At 66.5% G+C, this 16,714-nt stretch carries 17 protein-coding genes; 6 read left to right on the top strand and 11 right to left on the bottom strand.

Features of this window, described 5'->3' with window-relative positions:
• The first annotated feature begins 99 nt into the window (after positions 1 to 99).
• The gene (locus QM789_RS00870) at positions 100 to 1,770 is read left to right on the top strand and encodes an alpha-glucosidase (protein ID WP_420350103.1); all 1,671 of its coding nucleotides are present in this window, start codon (positions 100 to 102) and stop codon (positions 1,768 to 1,770) included.
• A 35-nt stretch (positions 1,771 to 1,805) separates the two neighbouring features.
• Here QM789_RS00870 and QM789_RS00875 read toward each other — a convergent pair whose 3' ends face one another.
• Positions 1,806 to 2,855: a sensor histidine kinase gene (locus tag QM789_RS00875; protein WP_420350104.1), complete on the bottom strand. Its 1,050-nt coding sequence runs from the start codon at positions 2,853 to 2,855 to the stop codon at positions 1,806 to 1,808.
• A 179-nt stretch (positions 2,856 to 3,034) separates the two neighbouring features.
• Between QM789_RS00875 and QM789_RS00880 the strand changes: the two genes are divergently transcribed.
• Positions 3,035 to 3,454: a hypothetical protein gene (locus QM789_RS00880; protein ID WP_420350105.1), complete on the top strand. Its 420-nt coding sequence runs from the start codon at positions 3,035 to 3,037 to the stop codon at positions 3,452 to 3,454.
• A 2-nt stretch (positions 3,455 to 3,456) separates the two neighbouring features.
• On the opposite strand, the gene QM789_RS00885 is transcribed toward QM789_RS00880, so the two are convergent.
• From QM789_RS00885 to QM789_RS00895, 3 genes are read right to left on the bottom strand one after another with little or no spacing between them, the layout of a single operon-like run.
• Positions 3,457 to 3,975, bottom strand: a complete 519-nt coding sequence (locus QM789_RS00885) for a gamma carbonic anhydrase family protein (RefSeq protein WP_420350106.1) — start codon at positions 3,973 to 3,975, stop codon at positions 3,457 to 3,459.
• Positions 3,972 to 4,607 carry a guanylate kinase gene (gene gmk / locus QM789_RS00890; protein WP_420350738.1) on the bottom strand — a complete coding sequence of 212 codons (636 nt, stop codon included), beginning with the start codon at positions 4,605 to 4,607 and terminating at the stop codon, positions 3,972 to 3,974. The genes QM789_RS00885 and gmk overlap by 4 nt, the downstream gene beginning before the upstream one ends.
• Positions 4,608 to 4,616: 9 nt before the next feature.
• A complete protein-coding gene (locus tag QM789_RS00895; RefSeq protein WP_420350107.1) occupies positions 4,617 to 5,495 on the bottom strand; it encodes a YicC/YloC family endoribonuclease in 879 nt (292 codons plus the stop codon).
• 197 nt (positions 5,496 to 5,692) lie between these two features.
• Here QM789_RS00895 and QM789_RS00900 point away from each other — a divergent pair, with 197 nt between their 5' ends.
• Positions 5,693 to 6,385, top strand: a complete 693-nt coding sequence (locus QM789_RS00900) for a PAS domain-containing protein (RefSeq protein ID WP_420350108.1) — start codon at positions 5,693 to 5,695, stop codon at positions 6,383 to 6,385.
• A gap of 249 nt (positions 6,386 to 6,634) precedes the next feature.
• Here QM789_RS00900 and ccmE read toward each other — a convergent pair whose 3' ends face one another.
• From ccmE to pxpB, 6 genes are all read right to left on the bottom strand, one after another.
• Positions 6,635 to 7,078, bottom strand: a complete 444-nt coding sequence (gene ccmE, locus QM789_RS00905) for a cytochrome c maturation protein CcmE (RefSeq protein ID WP_420350109.1) — start codon at positions 7,076 to 7,078, stop codon at positions 6,635 to 6,637.
• A gap of 9 nt (positions 7,079 to 7,087) precedes the next feature.
• The gene (gene argC, locus QM789_RS00910) at positions 7,088 to 8,116 is read right to left on the bottom strand and encodes an N-acetyl-gamma-glutamyl-phosphate reductase (RefSeq protein ID WP_420350110.1); all 1,029 of its coding nucleotides are present in this window, start codon (positions 8,114 to 8,116) and stop codon (positions 7,088 to 7,090) included.
• Positions 8,117 to 8,219: 103 nt separating this feature from the next.
• Positions 8,220 to 8,855 carry a hypothetical protein gene (locus QM789_RS00915; protein WP_420350111.1) on the bottom strand — a complete coding sequence of 212 codons (636 nt, stop codon included), beginning with the start codon at positions 8,853 to 8,855 and terminating at the stop codon, positions 8,220 to 8,222.
• A 119-nt stretch (positions 8,856 to 8,974) separates the two neighbouring features.
• Positions 8,975 to 9,787: a glutamate racemase gene (locus QM789_RS00920; RefSeq protein ID WP_420350112.1), complete on the bottom strand. Its 813-nt coding sequence runs from the start codon at positions 9,785 to 9,787 to the stop codon at positions 8,975 to 8,977.
• 2 nt (positions 9,788 to 9,789) lie between these two features.
• On the bottom strand, positions 9,790 to 11,952 hold the full coding sequence (gene purL, locus QM789_RS00925; protein WP_420350113.1) for a phosphoribosylformylglycinamidine synthase subunit PurL: 2,163 nt from the start codon (positions 11,950 to 11,952) through the stop codon (positions 9,790 to 9,792).
• 101 nt (positions 11,953 to 12,053) lie between these two features.
• Positions 12,054 to 12,773, bottom strand: a complete 720-nt coding sequence (gene pxpB, locus QM789_RS00930; protein WP_420350114.1) for a 5-oxoprolinase subunit PxpB — start codon at positions 12,771 to 12,773, stop codon at positions 12,054 to 12,056.
• A 102-nt stretch (positions 12,774 to 12,875) separates the two neighbouring features.
• Between pxpB and QM789_RS00935 the strand changes: the two genes are divergently transcribed.
• Genes QM789_RS00935 through QM789_RS00945 form a run of 3 tightly spaced genes read left to right on the top strand, consistent with a single transcriptional unit; the run spans position 12,876 to position 16,214 of the window.
• Positions 12,876 to 13,556 carry a type 1 glutamine amidotransferase gene (locus tag QM789_RS00935; RefSeq protein ID WP_420350115.1) on the top strand — a complete coding sequence of 227 codons (681 nt, stop codon included), beginning with the start codon at positions 12,876 to 12,878 and terminating at the stop codon, positions 13,554 to 13,556.
• 1 nt (position 13,557) lies between these two features.
• Positions 13,558 to 14,913, top strand: a complete 1,356-nt coding sequence (locus QM789_RS00940; protein WP_420350116.1) for a glutamine synthetase family protein — start codon at positions 13,558 to 13,560, stop codon at positions 14,911 to 14,913.
• Positions 14,910 to 16,214 carry an NAD(P)/FAD-dependent oxidoreductase gene (locus QM789_RS00945; protein WP_420350117.1) on the top strand — a complete coding sequence of 435 codons (1,305 nt, stop codon included), beginning with the start codon at positions 14,910 to 14,912 and terminating at the stop codon, positions 16,212 to 16,214. Before QM789_RS00940 ends, QM789_RS00945 begins: the two co-directional genes overlap by 4 nt.
• On the opposite strand, the gene QM789_RS00950 is transcribed toward QM789_RS00945, so the two are convergent.
• Complete coding sequence (locus QM789_RS00950) at positions 16,211 to 16,630, bottom strand: CoA-binding protein (protein WP_420350118.1); 420 nt, start codon at positions 16,628 to 16,630, stop codon at positions 16,211 to 16,213. The two genes, QM789_RS00945 and QM789_RS00950, sit on opposite strands and share 4 nt — an antisense overlap.
• Positions 16,631 to 16,714: the final 84 nt, after the last annotated feature.

Genomic DNA, 16,714 nt, shown 5'->3' on the forward strand with positions numbered 1-16,714 from the left:
CGTTCCCGCTCAATTTTCCGCATCTGCGAACGATCCGGCGTTTTTGCCCGTTTCAACGGCAGGATTATGATGCCACAACATGGCGCAAAGGGGCTGAAAATGACACAGAATCAGGATTGGTGGCGCGGCGCTGTGATCTATCAGATCTATCCGCGCAGTTTCCAGGACAGCAACGACGACGGCATCGGCGACCTGCGCGGAATCACCGCGCGGCTGGACCATGTGGCGCGGCTGGGCGCGGATGCAATCTGGCTTTCGCCGATCAACCGCTCGCCGATGGCGGATATGGGCTATGACGTTTCCGACTATTACGATGTCGATCCGCTGTTCGGCACGCTCGCGGATTTCGACACGCTGATCGCGCGCGCGCATGAACTGGGCCTGAAGGTCATCATCGACCAGGTGCTGAACCATTCGTCGGACCGCCACCCCTGGTTCGCCGATTCCCGGAAGCGCGGCGCGAAGGCGGACTGGTATGTCTGGGCCGATCCGAAGCCCGACGGCTCGCCCCCGAACAACTGGCAGTCGAATTTCGGCGGGTCGAGCTGGGAATGGGCGCCCGAGCGCGGCCAGTATTACCTGCACAATTTCCTGATTTCGCAGCCGGACCTGAACCTGCGCAACCCCGAGGTGCAAGATGAGGTGCTGCGGATCCTGCGCTTCTGGCTCGACCGGGGGGTGGACGGGTTCCGGCTCGACACGGCGAATTCCTATATTCATGACGCGCTGCTGCGCGACAACCCGCCCGCGAAACCCGATCCGAAGCGCTGGCCGCCGGTCTCGACCTTCGACATGCAGGATCACGACCACGACAAGAGCCAGCCGGAGACCGTCGATTTCCTCAAGCGGATCCGCGCGCTGACCAACGAATATGAGGGGCGCTGCCTGCTGGCCGAAATCGGCGATGTGCCGGAGCGCGCGCTGCGGCTGATGGCCGATTACACTGCGGGCAACGACCGGCTGCACATGGCCTACAGCTTCGACATGCTGGGGCCGGAGTTCACGCCCGCGCATTTCCGCAAGATCATCGAGGGCTTCTTCGTCGCCGCGCCGGATGGCTGGCCAAGCTGGTCGTTCTCCAACCATGACGTGAACCGGCATGTGACCCGCTGGATCGGGCATGGCCCGCAGGATGCGGTGGCGAAACTGGCGATCTCGATGCTGGCCTCGTTCCAGGGCACCATCGGCCTCTATCAGGGCGAGGAACTCGGCCAGACCGAGACCGAATTGCTGTATGAGGAACTGACCGACCCTCCCGGCCTGCGGTTCTGGCCGGAGAACAAGGGCCGCGACGGCTGCCGCACGCCGATGGTCTGGGACGGATCCGAGAACGGGGGCTTTTCCGCCGGGCGCCCGTGGCTGCCGGTGAAGCCGCCGCAGGTCGCGCGCAATGTCGCCGCGCAGGAGGCGGATCCGGGGTCCGTGCTGTCCCATTACCGCAAGGTTATGGCATTCCGGCGCGGCTCCCCGGCGTTGCGCTCCGGGCGCACGGAATGGCTGGAGGTGCCGGAAACGGTGCTGGCCTTCCGCCGCGTGCAGGGGACGGAAGCGCTCAGTTGCTTCTTCAACCTGGGCTCCGAACCGGTGACGATCGTGGCGCCCAAGGGCGAGATGTCCGGCCCGTCGATCGGGGCGGTGATGGCGGGGTTCGAGATGACCCTTGCGCCGCTCGCCGCTGTGTGGCTGCGCGACGCCCCCGATGTGGTCGAGGAAAGCGGCTGGTCTCTGGGCCGGGCGCTGGCGAAGGTGAAGAGGCTGATGGGCGGCTGACCCCGCCCCGCCTTCCAGTGGGGCCGCGCGGCCGACTATCCCAGCGGCAGGAACACGCTGAACCGCGCGCCCTTGCCCTTCTCGCTCTCGATCTTCAGCCGGCCACGGTGGCGGGCGACGATATGCTTGACGATGGCGAGGCCCAGCCCCGTTCCGCCCTGCTCGCGCGAGCGGTGCGTGTCCACGCGGTAGAAACGTTCGGTCAGTCGCGGCAGGTGGATCTCGTCGATCCCCTCGCCGTGGTCGATCACCTCGACCTTCAGGCCCGGGCCGCGCAGCACGGGTTCATGCGCGATGCGCGACACCACCACCTCGACCGCGCCGCCGCCGTATTTGATCGCATTCTCGATCAGATTGGCAAAGACCTGCGTCAACTGATCGGGATCGCCCTGCACCGGCAGCCGCCCCTCCTCGCCCATCCGGCTCAGGCTCGCGCCCTGCGCCTGCGCCAGCGGCTGGAGGGTCTGCATCGCCCCCTTCAGCACCGCGCTCAGATCGAGCTCGGCGGTCGGGCGGCGGCGCTCCTCCGCCTCCACCCGGCTCAGCGACAGCAGATCCCCCACCAGCCGGTTCATCCGCGACGCCTCCCGCTCCATGATCGACAGAAAACGGTCGCGCGCCGCCGGATCCTCCCGCGCGGCCCCGCGCAGGGTTTCGATGAACCCCATCAGCGCGGTCAGCGGCGTACGCAATTCGTGGCTGACATTGGCGACGAAATCGCGCCGGATCGCCTCGGCCTCCTCGACCGCGGTGACATCCTCGATGCTGACCATCGCCCCGCCGCGCGGCATCCGCAGGTCGGAGTCGGGCGGCATCGGCGCGACGGTCGCCAGCGCCGAGACCTCCCGCCCGGGCGCCGCCAGACGCAGCCGCACCCGCCCCGGCTGCCCCTGCCGCAACGCCGCCTCCAGCGCTTCGCCGATCGCCGGCTGGCGCAGAACGGTAACGAAGGGCCGCCCGGCCAGCGCCTCGCCGAACATCACCCGCGCGACGGGATTCGCCTGGACAATCTTCTCGCCGTGATCGACCAGCAGAATCGCGAAGGGCAGCGCATCCATCAGCGCAACGGTCAGGGTTTCAGACATTGATGACAATCCAGATGGTTAGGACTCCTGAGGATCACCATTGCATGACATTCTCATGACGTGACGGAAAGATTTGCGCTCACAATTGTCCACATATAATGTCTAATTATATATACCCTGCGCGAATTGTTGAATCCAAAGACGAGGCCCGTTCCTCGCGGCAGGCTTGAAGGAATGGAATGCCCCGAATCCCCTCGACAGGCAAACGCCACCTGCGCAACAGAAACGGCCCCACGGTAACCAAACCGGGGACCGGCGGACGGATCGGCACCCTCGCCGGGCGCCGGATCCTGCTCGTCAGCCCGCTGCCCACCCTGCCCGCGGTGCTGCGCGGGCTGCACGATACGGCGATCTTCCACACCCGGATGCGTGCTTTGGGGGAAACGCTTCTGGCCCGGCTGCGCCCCGACATCGTGCTTTCGCCGCTGCTGTGTGACGAACATGACATCATCGACGTGGCGCGGCGGCTCGACCGGCTCGGCTACCGGGGGGCGTTGCGGGCGCTGTCGCCGCCGTTGCCGCATGCCGACATGGTTCTGTGCGAGGTGCGGCAGCTCTGCGGGCGGCGGGACTTCGACATCATCGAAGTCCTGTCCTGATCTCAAAGGGCGCGCAGCCCGGCGGCGAACCGTGCGGCATTGGCGCGGTAATGCGCGGCGGAGCGCAACAGTTTCTCGCGCGCGGCATCGTCCAGTTGCCGCACCACCTTGCCCGGCGCCCCCATCACCAGCGATCCGTCCGGGATCTCCTTGCCCTCGGTGATCAGCGCCCCCGCACCGATCAGGCATCCCGCGCCGATCCGCGCCCCGTTCAGCACCACCGCCCCCATCCCGATCAGCGTACCCGCGCCGATGATGCAGCCATGCAGCATCGCCTTGTGGCCGATCGTGCAATCCGGGCCGATCACCAGCGGATAGCCCATGTCGGTATGGCACACGACGTTTTCCTGTACGTTGGAGCCGCGCCCGACCCGGATTTCTTCGTTGTCGCCGCGCAGGGTGCAGCCGAACCAGACCGAGGCGTCGTCCTCCAGCACCACCTTGCCGATCAGGTTCGCATCCGGCGCGACCCAGGCCCCCGCCCCGATGACCGGCGCGATTCCGTCGAGTTCATAGATCATCTGGCTTCAAACTCCTCGTTCAGCCCGCGCACGAAGTCCGTCAGGCCCGGCTGGCGGTCGGCGCGGGCGCGCTCGGCCGTCAGGATCGTGCGCAACTCCGCCTCGGCCTGATCCACGTCGTGGTTGACCACGACATAATCATATTCGGCCCAATGGCTGATCTCGTCACGCGATTTCGCCATCCGCTTCGCGATGACCTCCTCGCTGTCCTGCCCCCGGCCCCGCAACCGCCCCTCCAGTGCGGCAATGGACGGCGGCAGGATGAAGATCGACACCACATCCTTGCCAAGCGCGGAACGCCGGATCTGCTGCCCGCCCTGCCAATCCACGTCGAACAGCGTGTCGCGGCCCTCGGCCATCGCGGCCTCGACCGGGCGGCGCGGCGTGCCGTAGAAATTGCCGAAGACCTCGGCATGTTCGAGCATCTCGCCCTCCGCGACCATCGCGCGGAACGTCTCGGGCGCCGCGAAATAATAGTCCTGCCCATCGACCTCGCCCGGGCGCGGCGCCCGCGTGGTGGCCGAAACGGAGAACCGCAGCGTCGGATCCCAGCTCATCAACCGCTTCGACAGCGTGGACTTCCCCGCCCCCGAAGGCGACGACAGAATGATCAGCAATCCCCGGCGACGAATGGTCATGGCCTACTCCACATTCTGGACCTGCTCGCGCATCTGGTCGATGGCGTGCTTGAGGTCAAGCCCGATCGCGGTCAACGTCGGCGAAGCGGACTTCGCGCACAGGGTATTGGCTTCGCGCACGAATTCCTGCGTCAGGAAATCGAGCTTGCGCCCGACCGGCCCCGTACCGGCCAGCAGCGCCCGGGCCGTGGTCACATGGGCGCGCAGCCGGTCGATCTCCTCGGTCACGTCGGACTTCACCGCCAGCAGCGCCAGCTCCTGCGCCACCCGCTGCGGATCGGCCCCCGGCGCCGAGGACGCGACGCGCGCGAGCGCCGCAAGCAGCGCCGCCTCCGTTTCCGGGCGGCAAGCCTGCGCCGCGCGGGCCGCAGAATCAGTTAACCCGGCGATCCGATCGACCTGCGCCCGGATCACCTGACCGATTTCGGCACCCTCCCGTGAGCGCATTGTTGCGAAGTCGTGTAACAATTCCTCCAGGTCCGAAAACAGTCCGGCACGCAGGGAATCACTCTCCGCCGGCTCGGAAACGCGCGGAACGACCACGCCCTGAAGCGCCAGGACCTCCGCCGCGGTGGTCGGCGCGAGCGTCACACCGGCCCCTCGGGCGGCCCCTTCGATCTGTCCCAGAACCGCCAGCGCCGCCGCAAGACCCGGCTCCGAAACCTGCAATCCAGCCCCCGGATCATTCCGTGTAAGCCGCAGGGAAAGCGTGATATTTCCGCGAGACGCCACCCGGGCCACGGCGGCGCGCGCGGCGGCTTCCAGACCCTCGATCTCGGGCAGGCGCAGCCGCAGGTCGAAGCCCTTGCCGTTAACCGAACGGATCTCCCAGATCCATGCCTGCCCCGCGGCTTCACCCTGACGTGAAGAAAAACCTGTCATGGAAACAATTGTGATGTGGTAAGGTGTGGGGGCTTTAACCATTCGTGCAATTAATTCTCTGTTAGGGACGAGTTCGGGGTATTAAAACTCCACTAAGGATTATTCGCCCATCGGGTCAAGTTTGCCGGAACCCCGGCGAGTGATGGGCATTGGTAAAGAGTTGAGGCCGGACATCAGATCCGGACGCGGTGGACAGCATGGATCACGACGAAGAACGCAAGGACAAGATTGTCAGCATGGAGACCCGGGCGGGGCTGGGCCTGCGGGTGGCAGCCGAACTGAGAGCCTATTGGGACGGCGTGCGCGGAAACCGGCTGGTGCCGCCGCGCTCGGAAATCAATCCGCGCGGGATCGAACGCGCGCTCGAATTCTCCTTCGTGCTGGAACGCGTCGCGCCCGGCATGGGGCGCTTCCGGCTGGCGGGCATGCACCTGAACGATCTGATGGGGATGGAAGTGCGGGGCATGCCGCTGACGGCGTTCTTCACCACGACCGCCCGCAAGGCCGTTGCGGATGCAAGCGAGGCCGCATTCCGCGAACCGGCGATCGTCGAGGCGGAACTGGTGTCGGAGGCCGGAGCCGGTCGGCCGGTGCTGAGTGCGCGGCTGCTGCTGCTGCCGCTGCGCTCCGACCTCGGTGACGTGACCCGTGCGCTCGGCTGTCTGGTCGCCGAAGGCCCGGTGTGCCGCGTGCCGCGCCGGTTCGAGATCAAGGCCATCCGCATCCATCCGCTTACCCATGATACGGTGCATCTCGCGGATAGCGATCACGGCTTCGCCATGGCGCCCCGTCCGCAATATGCGGGCTTCGCCGAGGAAAAGGCCACGTTCGAGGGCGCGCACAGCCCCGAAGAACGGCGCGCGCTGTTCCGGGTCATCTCTGGCAAGTAAGCTGGTAGGCGCGGGCGGTTGCTCCACGACAATGCCCCGGCGCCCTCCGCAAGCGGGGGCACGGGCCTCAGCATTTCGGTGGCCGCCGCCATCCCTTCGCCCCCGACGGACAATGAGAGCCGGGCTGTTCGGGCAGTGCGCGGGGTGAGCCGCTCGCCATGCAATACCCCAGACTGCGGCAACGAATGGCCGGACACCGACGACTGACGGATCAGAACCCCCGAGGGTGCCGCCCCCCGGAGCGATGCGTCAGGACTTCGGCTCTTCGTAGACGCCCTGCTCCTTGAGCGCGTCGATCACTTCCTTGGGCATATAGTTCTCGTCATGCTTGGCGAGAATTTCGGTCGCGACGAAGGTGCCTTCCTCCATCCGGCCCGTGCCGACCATCCCCTGCCCTTCCTTGAACAGGTCGGGCAGCACCCCGGTGAAGCGCACCGGGATCGAGGCGTTGCCGTCGGTGACATTGAAGGTCACCGTCTCGCCCGCGCCGCGCACCAGCGTTCCGGCCTCGACGAGACCGCCGAGCCGGAACACCTCCCCCACCGCGGGCGGGGTGTCGACAAGCTGCGTCGGAGAGCGGAAGAGGTTGATGCCGTCGCGCATGGCATAGCCGATCATCGCCGTCGACACCGCCAAAGCCACCGCCGCCACGGCGATGATCTGGATCCGGCGCTTCTTCTTCAGGCTCTTCATCGCCTCTCCTTACGGGAAGACCGGGGCCAGCATCAGCCCCGCCGTCTCCGCGTTTCCAAGCATCAGGTTGGCGTTCTGAATCGCCTGCCCCGAAGATCCCTTGCACAGGTTGTCGAGCGCCACCATCACCACCGCCCGCCCGGGCAGCCGGTCGCCGATGACGCCCACATGGACATAATTGGAGCCGCCGATCGAGCGCGTCGAGGGGAGTGCGCCAAAAGGTAGCACTTCGAGGAAGACCTCCTCCGCATAGCGCCGGGCCAGCGCCGCGTGAATCGCCTCAGGCTCGCCGCGCACATAAACGGTGGCGAGGATGCCGCGGTTGAAGGGCATCAGATGGGGCGTGAACTGCACCCGCACCGGGCGCCCCGCGGCCTTCGAGAATTCCTGGTCGAATTCGCCCAGATGGCGATGCTTGCCCCCCGCCGAATAGGGCATCGTGCCGCCCGACAGCTCCGCATGCAGCAGATTTTCCTTCAGGCTGCGCCCGGCGCCCGACACCCCCGCCTTCAGGTCGATGACGATTTCGTCAAGGTCGATCACCCCCGCCTCGATCAGCGGACGGATTGCATATTGCCCGGCGGCGGCATTGCAGCCCGTGCCCGCGCAAAGCCGTGCGGCGCGGATTTCGTCGCGGTAGAATTCGGTCAGCCCGTAGACGGCTTCCTGTTGCAGATCGACCGCCGAATGCGGCTTGCCATACCATTTTTCATATTCCGCCGGATCGCGCAGACGGAAATCGGCGGAAAGGTCCACCACCTTCAGGTCACGCGGCAGCGCGGCGATCACCGCCTGCGACGTCGCATGCGGCAGCGCGCAGAAGGCCAGATCGACCTTCGAGAAATCAATCTCCTCGATCTTCACCAGATCGGGCAGGTTCAGGTGCCGCAGATGCGGGAAGACCTCGCCCATGCTCATCCCGGCCTTGCGGTCGCCCGACAGCGCGGTGATGCGCATCGTCGGATGGGTGGCGATGATCCGGGCAAGCTCCGCTCCGGTATAGCCCGAAGCCCCGAGGACGGCGATATTCTGGGTCATGGCCCCATCCCTGCTGCGAATGTGAAACGTCCGGGCACCAAGGCCCGGACGCTATTTCGCGCGGGATCGCGCAGGAAGCAAGCCCTTCGGCAGAAACCCGGGCTCAGGCAGCCTTGCGCCGACGCCACAGGGCCGCCGCGCCCGCCGCCGAAGCCAGCAGCAACCCGCCCGCCGGAAGCGGCACAGCAGGCACCTCCGCCGGCGTTCCGGCGAAGCCCGCGATGTTGTAGTTGGAAACGCCGATGCCGCCGGTTCCGATCAGCGAAAGGTAAAGCGTGCCGCCCAGAGAGGGATCGACTGCGATGCTGTAGGACTGATGCGTCGGCTCCCAGTTGCCCCCGGCCAGGGTTCCGGTGCCCACGACACCATTCGCGACCGACTTGTGCACATTGTAGCCGAGCGGGTTGCCCCACTGGTCCTTCTCGGCCGTGTTGCTCTGCCACGCGCTCACGAAGGGCGAATAGCTGTAGAGAATGCTGAAGGAGCTGTTGTTGCCGAAAGCGGTGTTTGCAATGGTGAAGTCGAAAGTCACCGTGCTCGCCGTGCTGCCCAGCGTGAGAGCGAGGAAATCGAGATCGCCCGACCGGAGGCTGCCCGATACCGTATCATATCCGGCGCCGACCGTCGTCGGGCTGGCCGCCGTGGCCGAATATTCCGATGTTTCCGCGAATGTAGCGGCCTGCGCCAGCGGAGCAAAACCGGCAATGCCGGCCAGGACGAGAGAGACGAATGATTTCATGATCACACCAAAAGAACCCGAACGCCGGAACGACATGCCGGAGCGCGAAGCGGATCTATTCCCACCGCGACTGCATTTCAAGCCGGGAAACGATCACAATATGAATGAGTTACCCAACGTTATGCGGCGTCGAACCTGACCGGGTGGCGGAGGAACTGCGTCGCATGGACCGAAACAGAACCCGGATCGCCGGTGGTGAGGAATTTCGACACCCGACCCGCGCCGATCATGTCCGGATGGCGGCGCAGGTAGTCGTCCAGACTGGAGGCCACCAGATTCGCTTGGCTGTAGACCTTGACCCCCGGGCCGAGCGCCTGCTGGAAGGCGTCCTGCATGAACGGGTAATGCGTGCAGCCGAGAATCGCCGCCTCGGGCTGCGGCATCCGGCGTTTCAGCGCCTCGACATGGGATTTCACCAGCGCCTCGGCCAGGATCTCGTCCCCCGCCTCGATCGCATCGACGACACCGCCGCAGGGCTGCGCCTCGACATCCACCCCGATCGCGCGGAAGGCCAGCTCGCGCTGAAACGCCCGGCTCGCCACCGTCGCGGGGGTGGCGAAGAGCGCGACATGCTTCACCTCGACCTCGCGCGGCGGCGAATTGTCGCCCCATTTGCGTTCGGTCAGCGCCTCGATCATCGGCACGAAGACGCCCAGCACGCGTTTGTCCTTCGGCAGCCAGGTTTCCTGCATCCGCTTCAGCGCGGCGGCGGAGGCGGTGTTGCAGGCGAGAATCACCAGATCGCAGCCCTCGGCCCAAAGCCGCTCCACCCCCGCGCAGGTCAGCGCGAAGATGTCGTCGGCGGTGCGCACGCCATAGGGCGCATGGGCATTGTCGCCGTAATAGACGAAGGCGACCTCCGGCAGGCGCCGGGATACGGCCTCAAGCACCGTCAGGCCGCCAAGCCCGCTGTCGAAGACACCCACCGCCATGATCAGAGCCCGAGTTTCGTCGCGAAAGCCGAGCGGTAGAGCGCGGAGAGGTCCGCGAGCGGCGCGGAGTCGGAACCGAACGCCACGCGGCTGCCGCCGAACCGGCCGACCCGGGTCACCGGAACATCGGTATCGAGCGCCGCCGCCTCAAGCGCCGCAGCCCCGGCTTCGTCGCAGACGACGAGGTAACGTGCCTGATCCTCGCCGAACAGCGCGCCGATCTCGGCCGTGTCCAGCGTCACGCCCACACCCGCGCCCTCGGCCAGCTCGAACGCCGCCAGCGCCAGCCCGCCATCGGCCAGATCCGCCGCCGCCTTCACCGCCTTGCGGTTCGCGCGCAGGAAGTCCCCGTTGCGGCGCTCGGCCTCCAGATCGACCGGGGGCGCATCGCCCTCTTCGATCCCGAACGCCTCATAGGCCAGCGCGGATTGCCCCAGATGGCCGAAGCTCTCGCCGATGACCAGCGCGATATCGCCCTCCGCCGCGACCCCGGCGATCAGATCGTCCAGCGAAGACAGCAGCCCCACCGCCCCGATCGTCGGCGTCGGCAGGATCCCCGAGCCATCGGTTTCGTTATACAGCGACACGTTCCCCGACACGATTGGGAAGTCGAGCGCGCGGCAGGCGGCGTCGATCCCTTTGATCGCGCCCACCAATTGCCCCATGATCTCGGGCTTTTCGGGATTGCCGAAGTTCAGGTTGTCGGTCGTGGCGAGCGGCAACGCCCCCACCGCGGTCAGGTTGCGATAGGCCTCAGCCACCGCCTGCTTGCCACCCTCATAGGGGTTCGCCCGCACATAGCGCGGCGTCACGTCCGAGGTGAAGGCGATGGCCTTGCCGGTGCCATGCACCCGCACCACGCCCGCGCCCAGACCGGGGCGGCGCACGGTGTCGCCCATCACCTGCGTGTCATATTGCTCGAACACCCAGTTCTTTGCCGCATAGTTCGGCGAACCGATCAGCGCGCGCAGCGCCGCCATCGGCGCGATGGCGGGCAGACCGGCCAGCGGCTGCGCCGCCGGGGTCTCCACCCAAGGCCGATCATATTCCGGCGCCGAAGACGACAGTTTCGACAGCGGCAGATCCGCCTTCACCTCGCCCCGATGCAGGATCAGGAACCGGTCCTCGGCAATCGTCTCGCCGACCACGGCGAAATCCAGATCCCATTTCTCAAAGATCGCCCGCGCCTCGTCCTGCTTTTCGGGATGCAGCACCATCAGCATCCGTTCCTGCGATTCCGACAGCATCATCTCATAGGCGGTCATCGCGGCTTCGCGCTGCGGCACCTGATCGAGGACCAGCTTGATCCCCAGCCCGCCCTTGTCGCCCATTTCCACGGCGGAACAGGTCAGGCCCGCCGCCCCCATGTCCTGGATCGAGATCACCGCATCGGTCTGCATCAGTTCGAGGCAGGCTTCCATCAGGCATTTCTCGGTGAAGGGGTCGCCGACCTGAACGGTGGGGCGCTTTTCCTCGATCGTATCGTCGAATTCGGCCGAGGCCATGGTGGCCCCGCCCACCCCGTCGCGCCCCGTCTTCGCGCCGACATAGACCACCGGCATCCCCACGCCCGAGGCGGCGCAGTAGAAGATCCGGTCGGTATCGGCCAGGCCCGCCGCGAAGGCATTGACCAGGCAGTTGCCGTTGTAGCTCGGATGGAAACGCACCTCGCCGCCCACATTCGGCACGCCGAAACAGTTGCCGTAATGGCCGATCCCCTCGACCACGCCCTGCACCAGCCGCGCGGTCTTCGGATGCGCGGGCACGCCGAAGCTCAGGCTGTCCATCGCCGCGATCGGACGCGCGCCCATGGTGAAGACGTCGCGCAGGATGCCGCCCACGCCCGTCGCCGCGCCCTGATGCGGTTCAATGTAAGACGGGTGGTTGTGGCTCTCCATCTTGAAAATCACCGCCTGCCCGTCGCCGATGTCGACGACGCCCGCATTCTCGCCCGGCCCGCAGATCACCTGCGGCCCGGTGGTATGCAGCGTGCGCAGCCATTTCTTCGACGATTTGTAGGAACAATGCTCGTTCCACATCGCCGAGAAGATGCCGAGTTCGGTGAAGGTCGGCTCACGACCGATGATCTCCAGGATCCGCTGGTATTCGTCGGGCTTCAGACCGTGGCTGGCGATGAGGTCGGGGGTGATCTGCGGCTCGGTCATCGGCTCCTCCGGAGGGCGGCTACGGCCTTTCCCATAAGCCATCGGATGCTGCGGGAAAAGGGGCTGCGGCGCAAAAGGCGCCCCGGCATCACTCCCCGGCGTCATTCCACGGGGACGATCCGTTCGCCGCGCGCCTGCCGAAGGGAAAGCTCCTCCGCCTCCGCGCGGTCGATGGCGCGAAACCGGATGCGGTCGCCCGGGCGGAACAGGAAGGGCTCCGGCGCATCGGGCACGAAGCTGTGCGCGGGCGTCCAGCCGATATAGCGCCACCCCGACGGCCCGGCGACGGAATTGACGCTGGCCTGCGCCCCGCCGATGCCAAGGGCACCCGCCGGGACCATCTGGCGCGGCGCGGCCAGGCGTGGCGTGTGCAGCCGTTCGGGCAGCCCGCCCAGATAGGCGAAGCCCGGCGCGAAACCGATCATGTAGACGCGGTATTCCGCCCCCTGATGCAGCGCGACGATCTCTTCGGGCGTCATGGATTTCATCCGCGCCAGATCCTCCAGATCCTGCCCCACCGCGCCACCATACAGCGCCGGCACCGTCAGCAGCCGCCCCTGCGCCCCGGCGGCGCCAAGCCGCGCATGGATCCGCCGGACCGTCTCGGCCAGGGCCACGCCCCGGATCTGCTCCGGATCATACAGGATCAGCAGCGAGCGATAGGCCGGCACCACCTCGCGCAGGCCCCGGACCGGATGTTCCGTCAAAACCTGCGCCAGCGCGGCGATCCGGGCGTTGACCTCGGGCAGGATCTCTTCCCCCAGCTGAAACACCAGGGCGCTGTCGCCTGCGGGCAGAATGGTGGGCGTGATCTGTTCCATCGGCGCGCAGGTTCGTGGCAGGGCCGCGCGATGTCAACCTGCGCCCCTTGCCGCCCGGACGGCAGGGGGATAATCTCGCCCCGGAAAAACCACGAGACATCCATGCTCATCGGCATCTTGCAAACCGGCCAATCCCCCGAAACGCTGCGGGAGACGAACGGTGACTACCCCGACATGTTCCAGCGCATTCTGGCAAACCGCGGCCTGACCTTCCGCACCTATGACGTCGCCGGGATGGATTTCCCGAAGGACATCCACGACTGCGACGGCTGGCTGATCACCGGCTCCCGCTTCGGTGCCTATGAGGACCACCCCTTCATCCCGCCGCTCGAAGAGTTCATCCGCCGCGCGATCGGGGCGAAGGTGCCGGTGGTGGGGATCTGCTTCGGCCATCAGATCATCGCGCAGGCGATGGGCGGCAAGGTCGAGAAATTCCCCGGCGGCTGGGCCATCGGCGCGCAGGATTATACGTTCGACGGGCAGAGGGTGACCCTGAACGCCTGGCATCAGGATCAGGTGACGCAGCGGCCCGAGGGCGCCGAGGCCATCGCCTGCAACGATTTCTGCGAGAATGCGGCGCTGATCTATGGCGACACGGCCTTCACCGTGCAGGCGCATCCGGAATTCGACGATACCTTCATCAAGGGCATGCTGGACCAGCGCGCGCCGGGCGTGGTGCCCGATGCGCTGATCGAACGGGCCGTGCAGCGGGTGGCGGATCCGAAATCCTCCGATCTGCTCGCCGACCGCATCGCCCGATTTTTCCTCAAACCCCGAGGCTGACATGTCCGACTGGAAAAACCTGATCCCGCAGGCGGCGCAGGATTACATCGCCGGGCGGCGGCTGGACGAGGTGGAGTGCATCGTCGCCGACATCGCGGGCGTCGCCCGGGGCAAGGCGATGCCCGCATCGAAATTCGCGCATCAGGACCGGTTCTTCCTGCCGAATTCGATCTTCATGCAGACGATCACCGGCGAGTGGATCGACAACCCGATGGGCGCCTTTACCGAGCCCGACATGATCCTGACGCCGGACTGGTCCACCACCGCCGCCGCGCCCTGGACGGCGGATGTGACGCTGATGGTGGTGCATGACGCGAAGGACCAGCAGGGCAACCCGATCCCGATCGCGCCGCGCAACGTGCTCAAGCGGATCCTCGCGCTGTATGAGGCGGAGGGCTGGCGCCCGATCGTCGCGCCGGAGATGGAATTCTTCCTCGTCGCGCGCAACCTGGACCCGAACCAGCCGATCATCCCGCCGATGGGGCGCTCGGGCCGCCGCGCGGCGGGCAATCAGGCCTATTCGATGTCCGCCGTGGACGAATACGGCAAGGTGATCGACGACATCTATGACTTCGCCGAGGCGCAGGGGTTCGAGATCGACGGCATCTTGCAGGAAGGCGGCGCCGGTCAGGTGGAAATCAACCTCGCCCATGGCGACCCGGTGCATCTGGCGGATCAGATCTTCTACTTCAAACGGCTGATCCGCGAAGCTGCGCTGCGCCACGACTGTTTCGCCACCTTCATGGCGAAACCGATCGAGGGGGAACCCGGTTCCGCCATGCACATCCACCAGTCGGTGGTCGATGTGCGCAGCGGCAAGAACATCTTCTCGGATGCCGATGGCGCGGAGACGCCCGCCTTCCTGCATGCCATCGCCGGGCTGCAAAAGCACCTTCCGGCGGTGACCGCGCTGCTCGCGCCCTATGTGAACAGCTATCGCCGCTACGTCCCGGATTTCGCCGCGCCGATCAACCTGGAATGGGGGCGCGACAACCGGACGACGGGCCTGCGGGTGCCGATCTCGGGCCCCGATGCGCGGCGGATCGAAAACCGGCTGGCGGGGATGGACTGCAACCCCTATCTGGGGCTCGCGGCCTCGCTCGCCTGCGTCTATCTGGGGCTGAAGGCGCAGGAGATGCCGCGCCCGGAATGCCTCGGCGACGCCTATATGGGCGACAGCGACCTGCCCTTCAATCTGGGCGATGCGCTCGATCTGTTCTCGGACTCGGCGCCGGTGCGCGACGTTCTGGGACCGGAGTTCTGCATCGTCTACGAGGCCGTAAAGCGCAACGAATACAAGGAGTTCCTTCAGGTCATCAGCCCGTGGGAGCGTGAACATCTGCTGCTGAACGTATGAACCTGCTGTTTGCCAACGACCGGCTGGGGGAATATCCGGACAGTCTTTATGCCGCGATCCGATCCCCCACGCCCGACCGCCCCGCGCTGAAGGGCGCGCATCGGGCCGATGTCTGCGTGATCGGCGCGGGCTATACGGGGCTCTCCGCCGCGCTGCATCTCGCACAGGCGGGGCGCAGCGTGATCGTGGTCGAGGCGCATCGCGTAGGGTTCGGCGCCTCTGGGCGCAATGGCGGGCAGATCGGTTCCGGCCAGCGGCTGGAGGTGACGGAGCTGGAGCATATGGCGGGCCGCGCCGCCGCGCGCCGCCTGTGGGACATGGCGGAGGAAGCAAAGGCGCTGACCTATGCGCTGGCCGAACAGGCGGGCGTGCCCACCCTTCGCGGCATCGCCCATTGCGCGCTGCGCCCGGCAGAGGTCGCCCATGCCCATGAAATGGCCGCACATCTGGCCGCGCATTACGGTTACGACCAGATCACTCCGCTCGACCGGGCCGGGTTGCAGGCGCTGATTCCCTCGCCGCTGTATCTCGGCGGGGATATCGACCGTGGCGCGGGCCATGTGAACCCGCTGGAACTGTGCCTCGGGCTGGGGCGGCTGGCCGAGGATGCGGGGGCGCGGATCTTTGAACGTTCCCCGGTGACGCATATCGAGCATGGCGCGGCGGGGGCGCATAGCTGGATCGCCACCGAAACCGGCCATGTCGAGGCGGAGCATGTGATCCTGGCCGCGAACGGCTATCTGGACCATCTGGAACCTTCGGTCGCCGCGCGGGTGCTGCCGCTGAACAATTACATCGCCGCGACCGAACCGCTGGGCAAGCGCATCCGCGAGGTTCTGGCCGAACCCATCGCCGCGCATGACACGAAATTCGTCGTCAACTACTGGCGCCCGCATGGCGACCGGCTGGTCTTTGGCGGCGGCGAGACGGTCAGCTACCGCTTCCCGCGCGACATTGCCGCGCTGGTGCGCAGGCCGCTGGAACAGGTCTATCCGCAGTTGAAGGGCGTGCGGCTGACCCACGCCTGGGGCGGCACGCTGGCGATCACGATGAACCGGATGCCCTGCTTCCGCCGCCCCGCGCCGAACTGCCTCTCGGCCTCGGGCTATTCCGGACACGGGGTGGCGATGGCGACGCTCGCGGGCAAGCTGATGGCGCAGGCCGTCACCGCGACGGGGGACGGATTCGACGTGATGGCCGCCCTGCCCTGCCATATCTTCCCGGGCGGCAGTCACCTGCGCTTTCCGCTGCTGGCGGTCGGCATGGCGTGGTATGGGCTGCGCGACCGGATCGGGCTTTAGGGCATCAACCGGCGGTATTCGATCTTCGGGCAATGGTCCATCACCACCCGCTTTCCGGCCGCGCGCGCGGTTTCCGCCGCAGCTTCGTTGATCACGCCAAGCTGCATCCAGATCACCCGCAGATCCGGCAGATGCGCCAGCGCCTCCGCCACGACCCCCGGCACCGCCTCCGGCGCACGGAAAATATCGACCATATCGACCCGGACATCCCCGGGGATCGCGGCAAGGTCGGGATAGACCACCTCCCCCAGAAGGCTCTGCCCGGCAAGGCCGGGGTTCACGGGAATGACCCGATACCCGCGTTCTTGCAGGAAATGCGCCACCTCATACGAGGGGCGGTCCGGCTTCGCGGAGATCCCCACCACGGCGATGATCTTGGTCTCTTGCAGAATCTGGCGAATTTCGGCATCAGTCACGGCACCCTCCCCGGTTACGGGAATTAGCGCAGAAAAATGCGCCCGAGCCAAGAGGCCGGGCGCACAGTGGCGGAACGAGGGACA

Origin of the sequence: Paenirhodobacter sp. (genome assembly GCF_047600745.1) — a bacterium.
Classification (GTDB): domain Bacteria; phylum Pseudomonadota; class Alphaproteobacteria; order Rhodobacterales; family Rhodobacteraceae; genus Rhodobacter.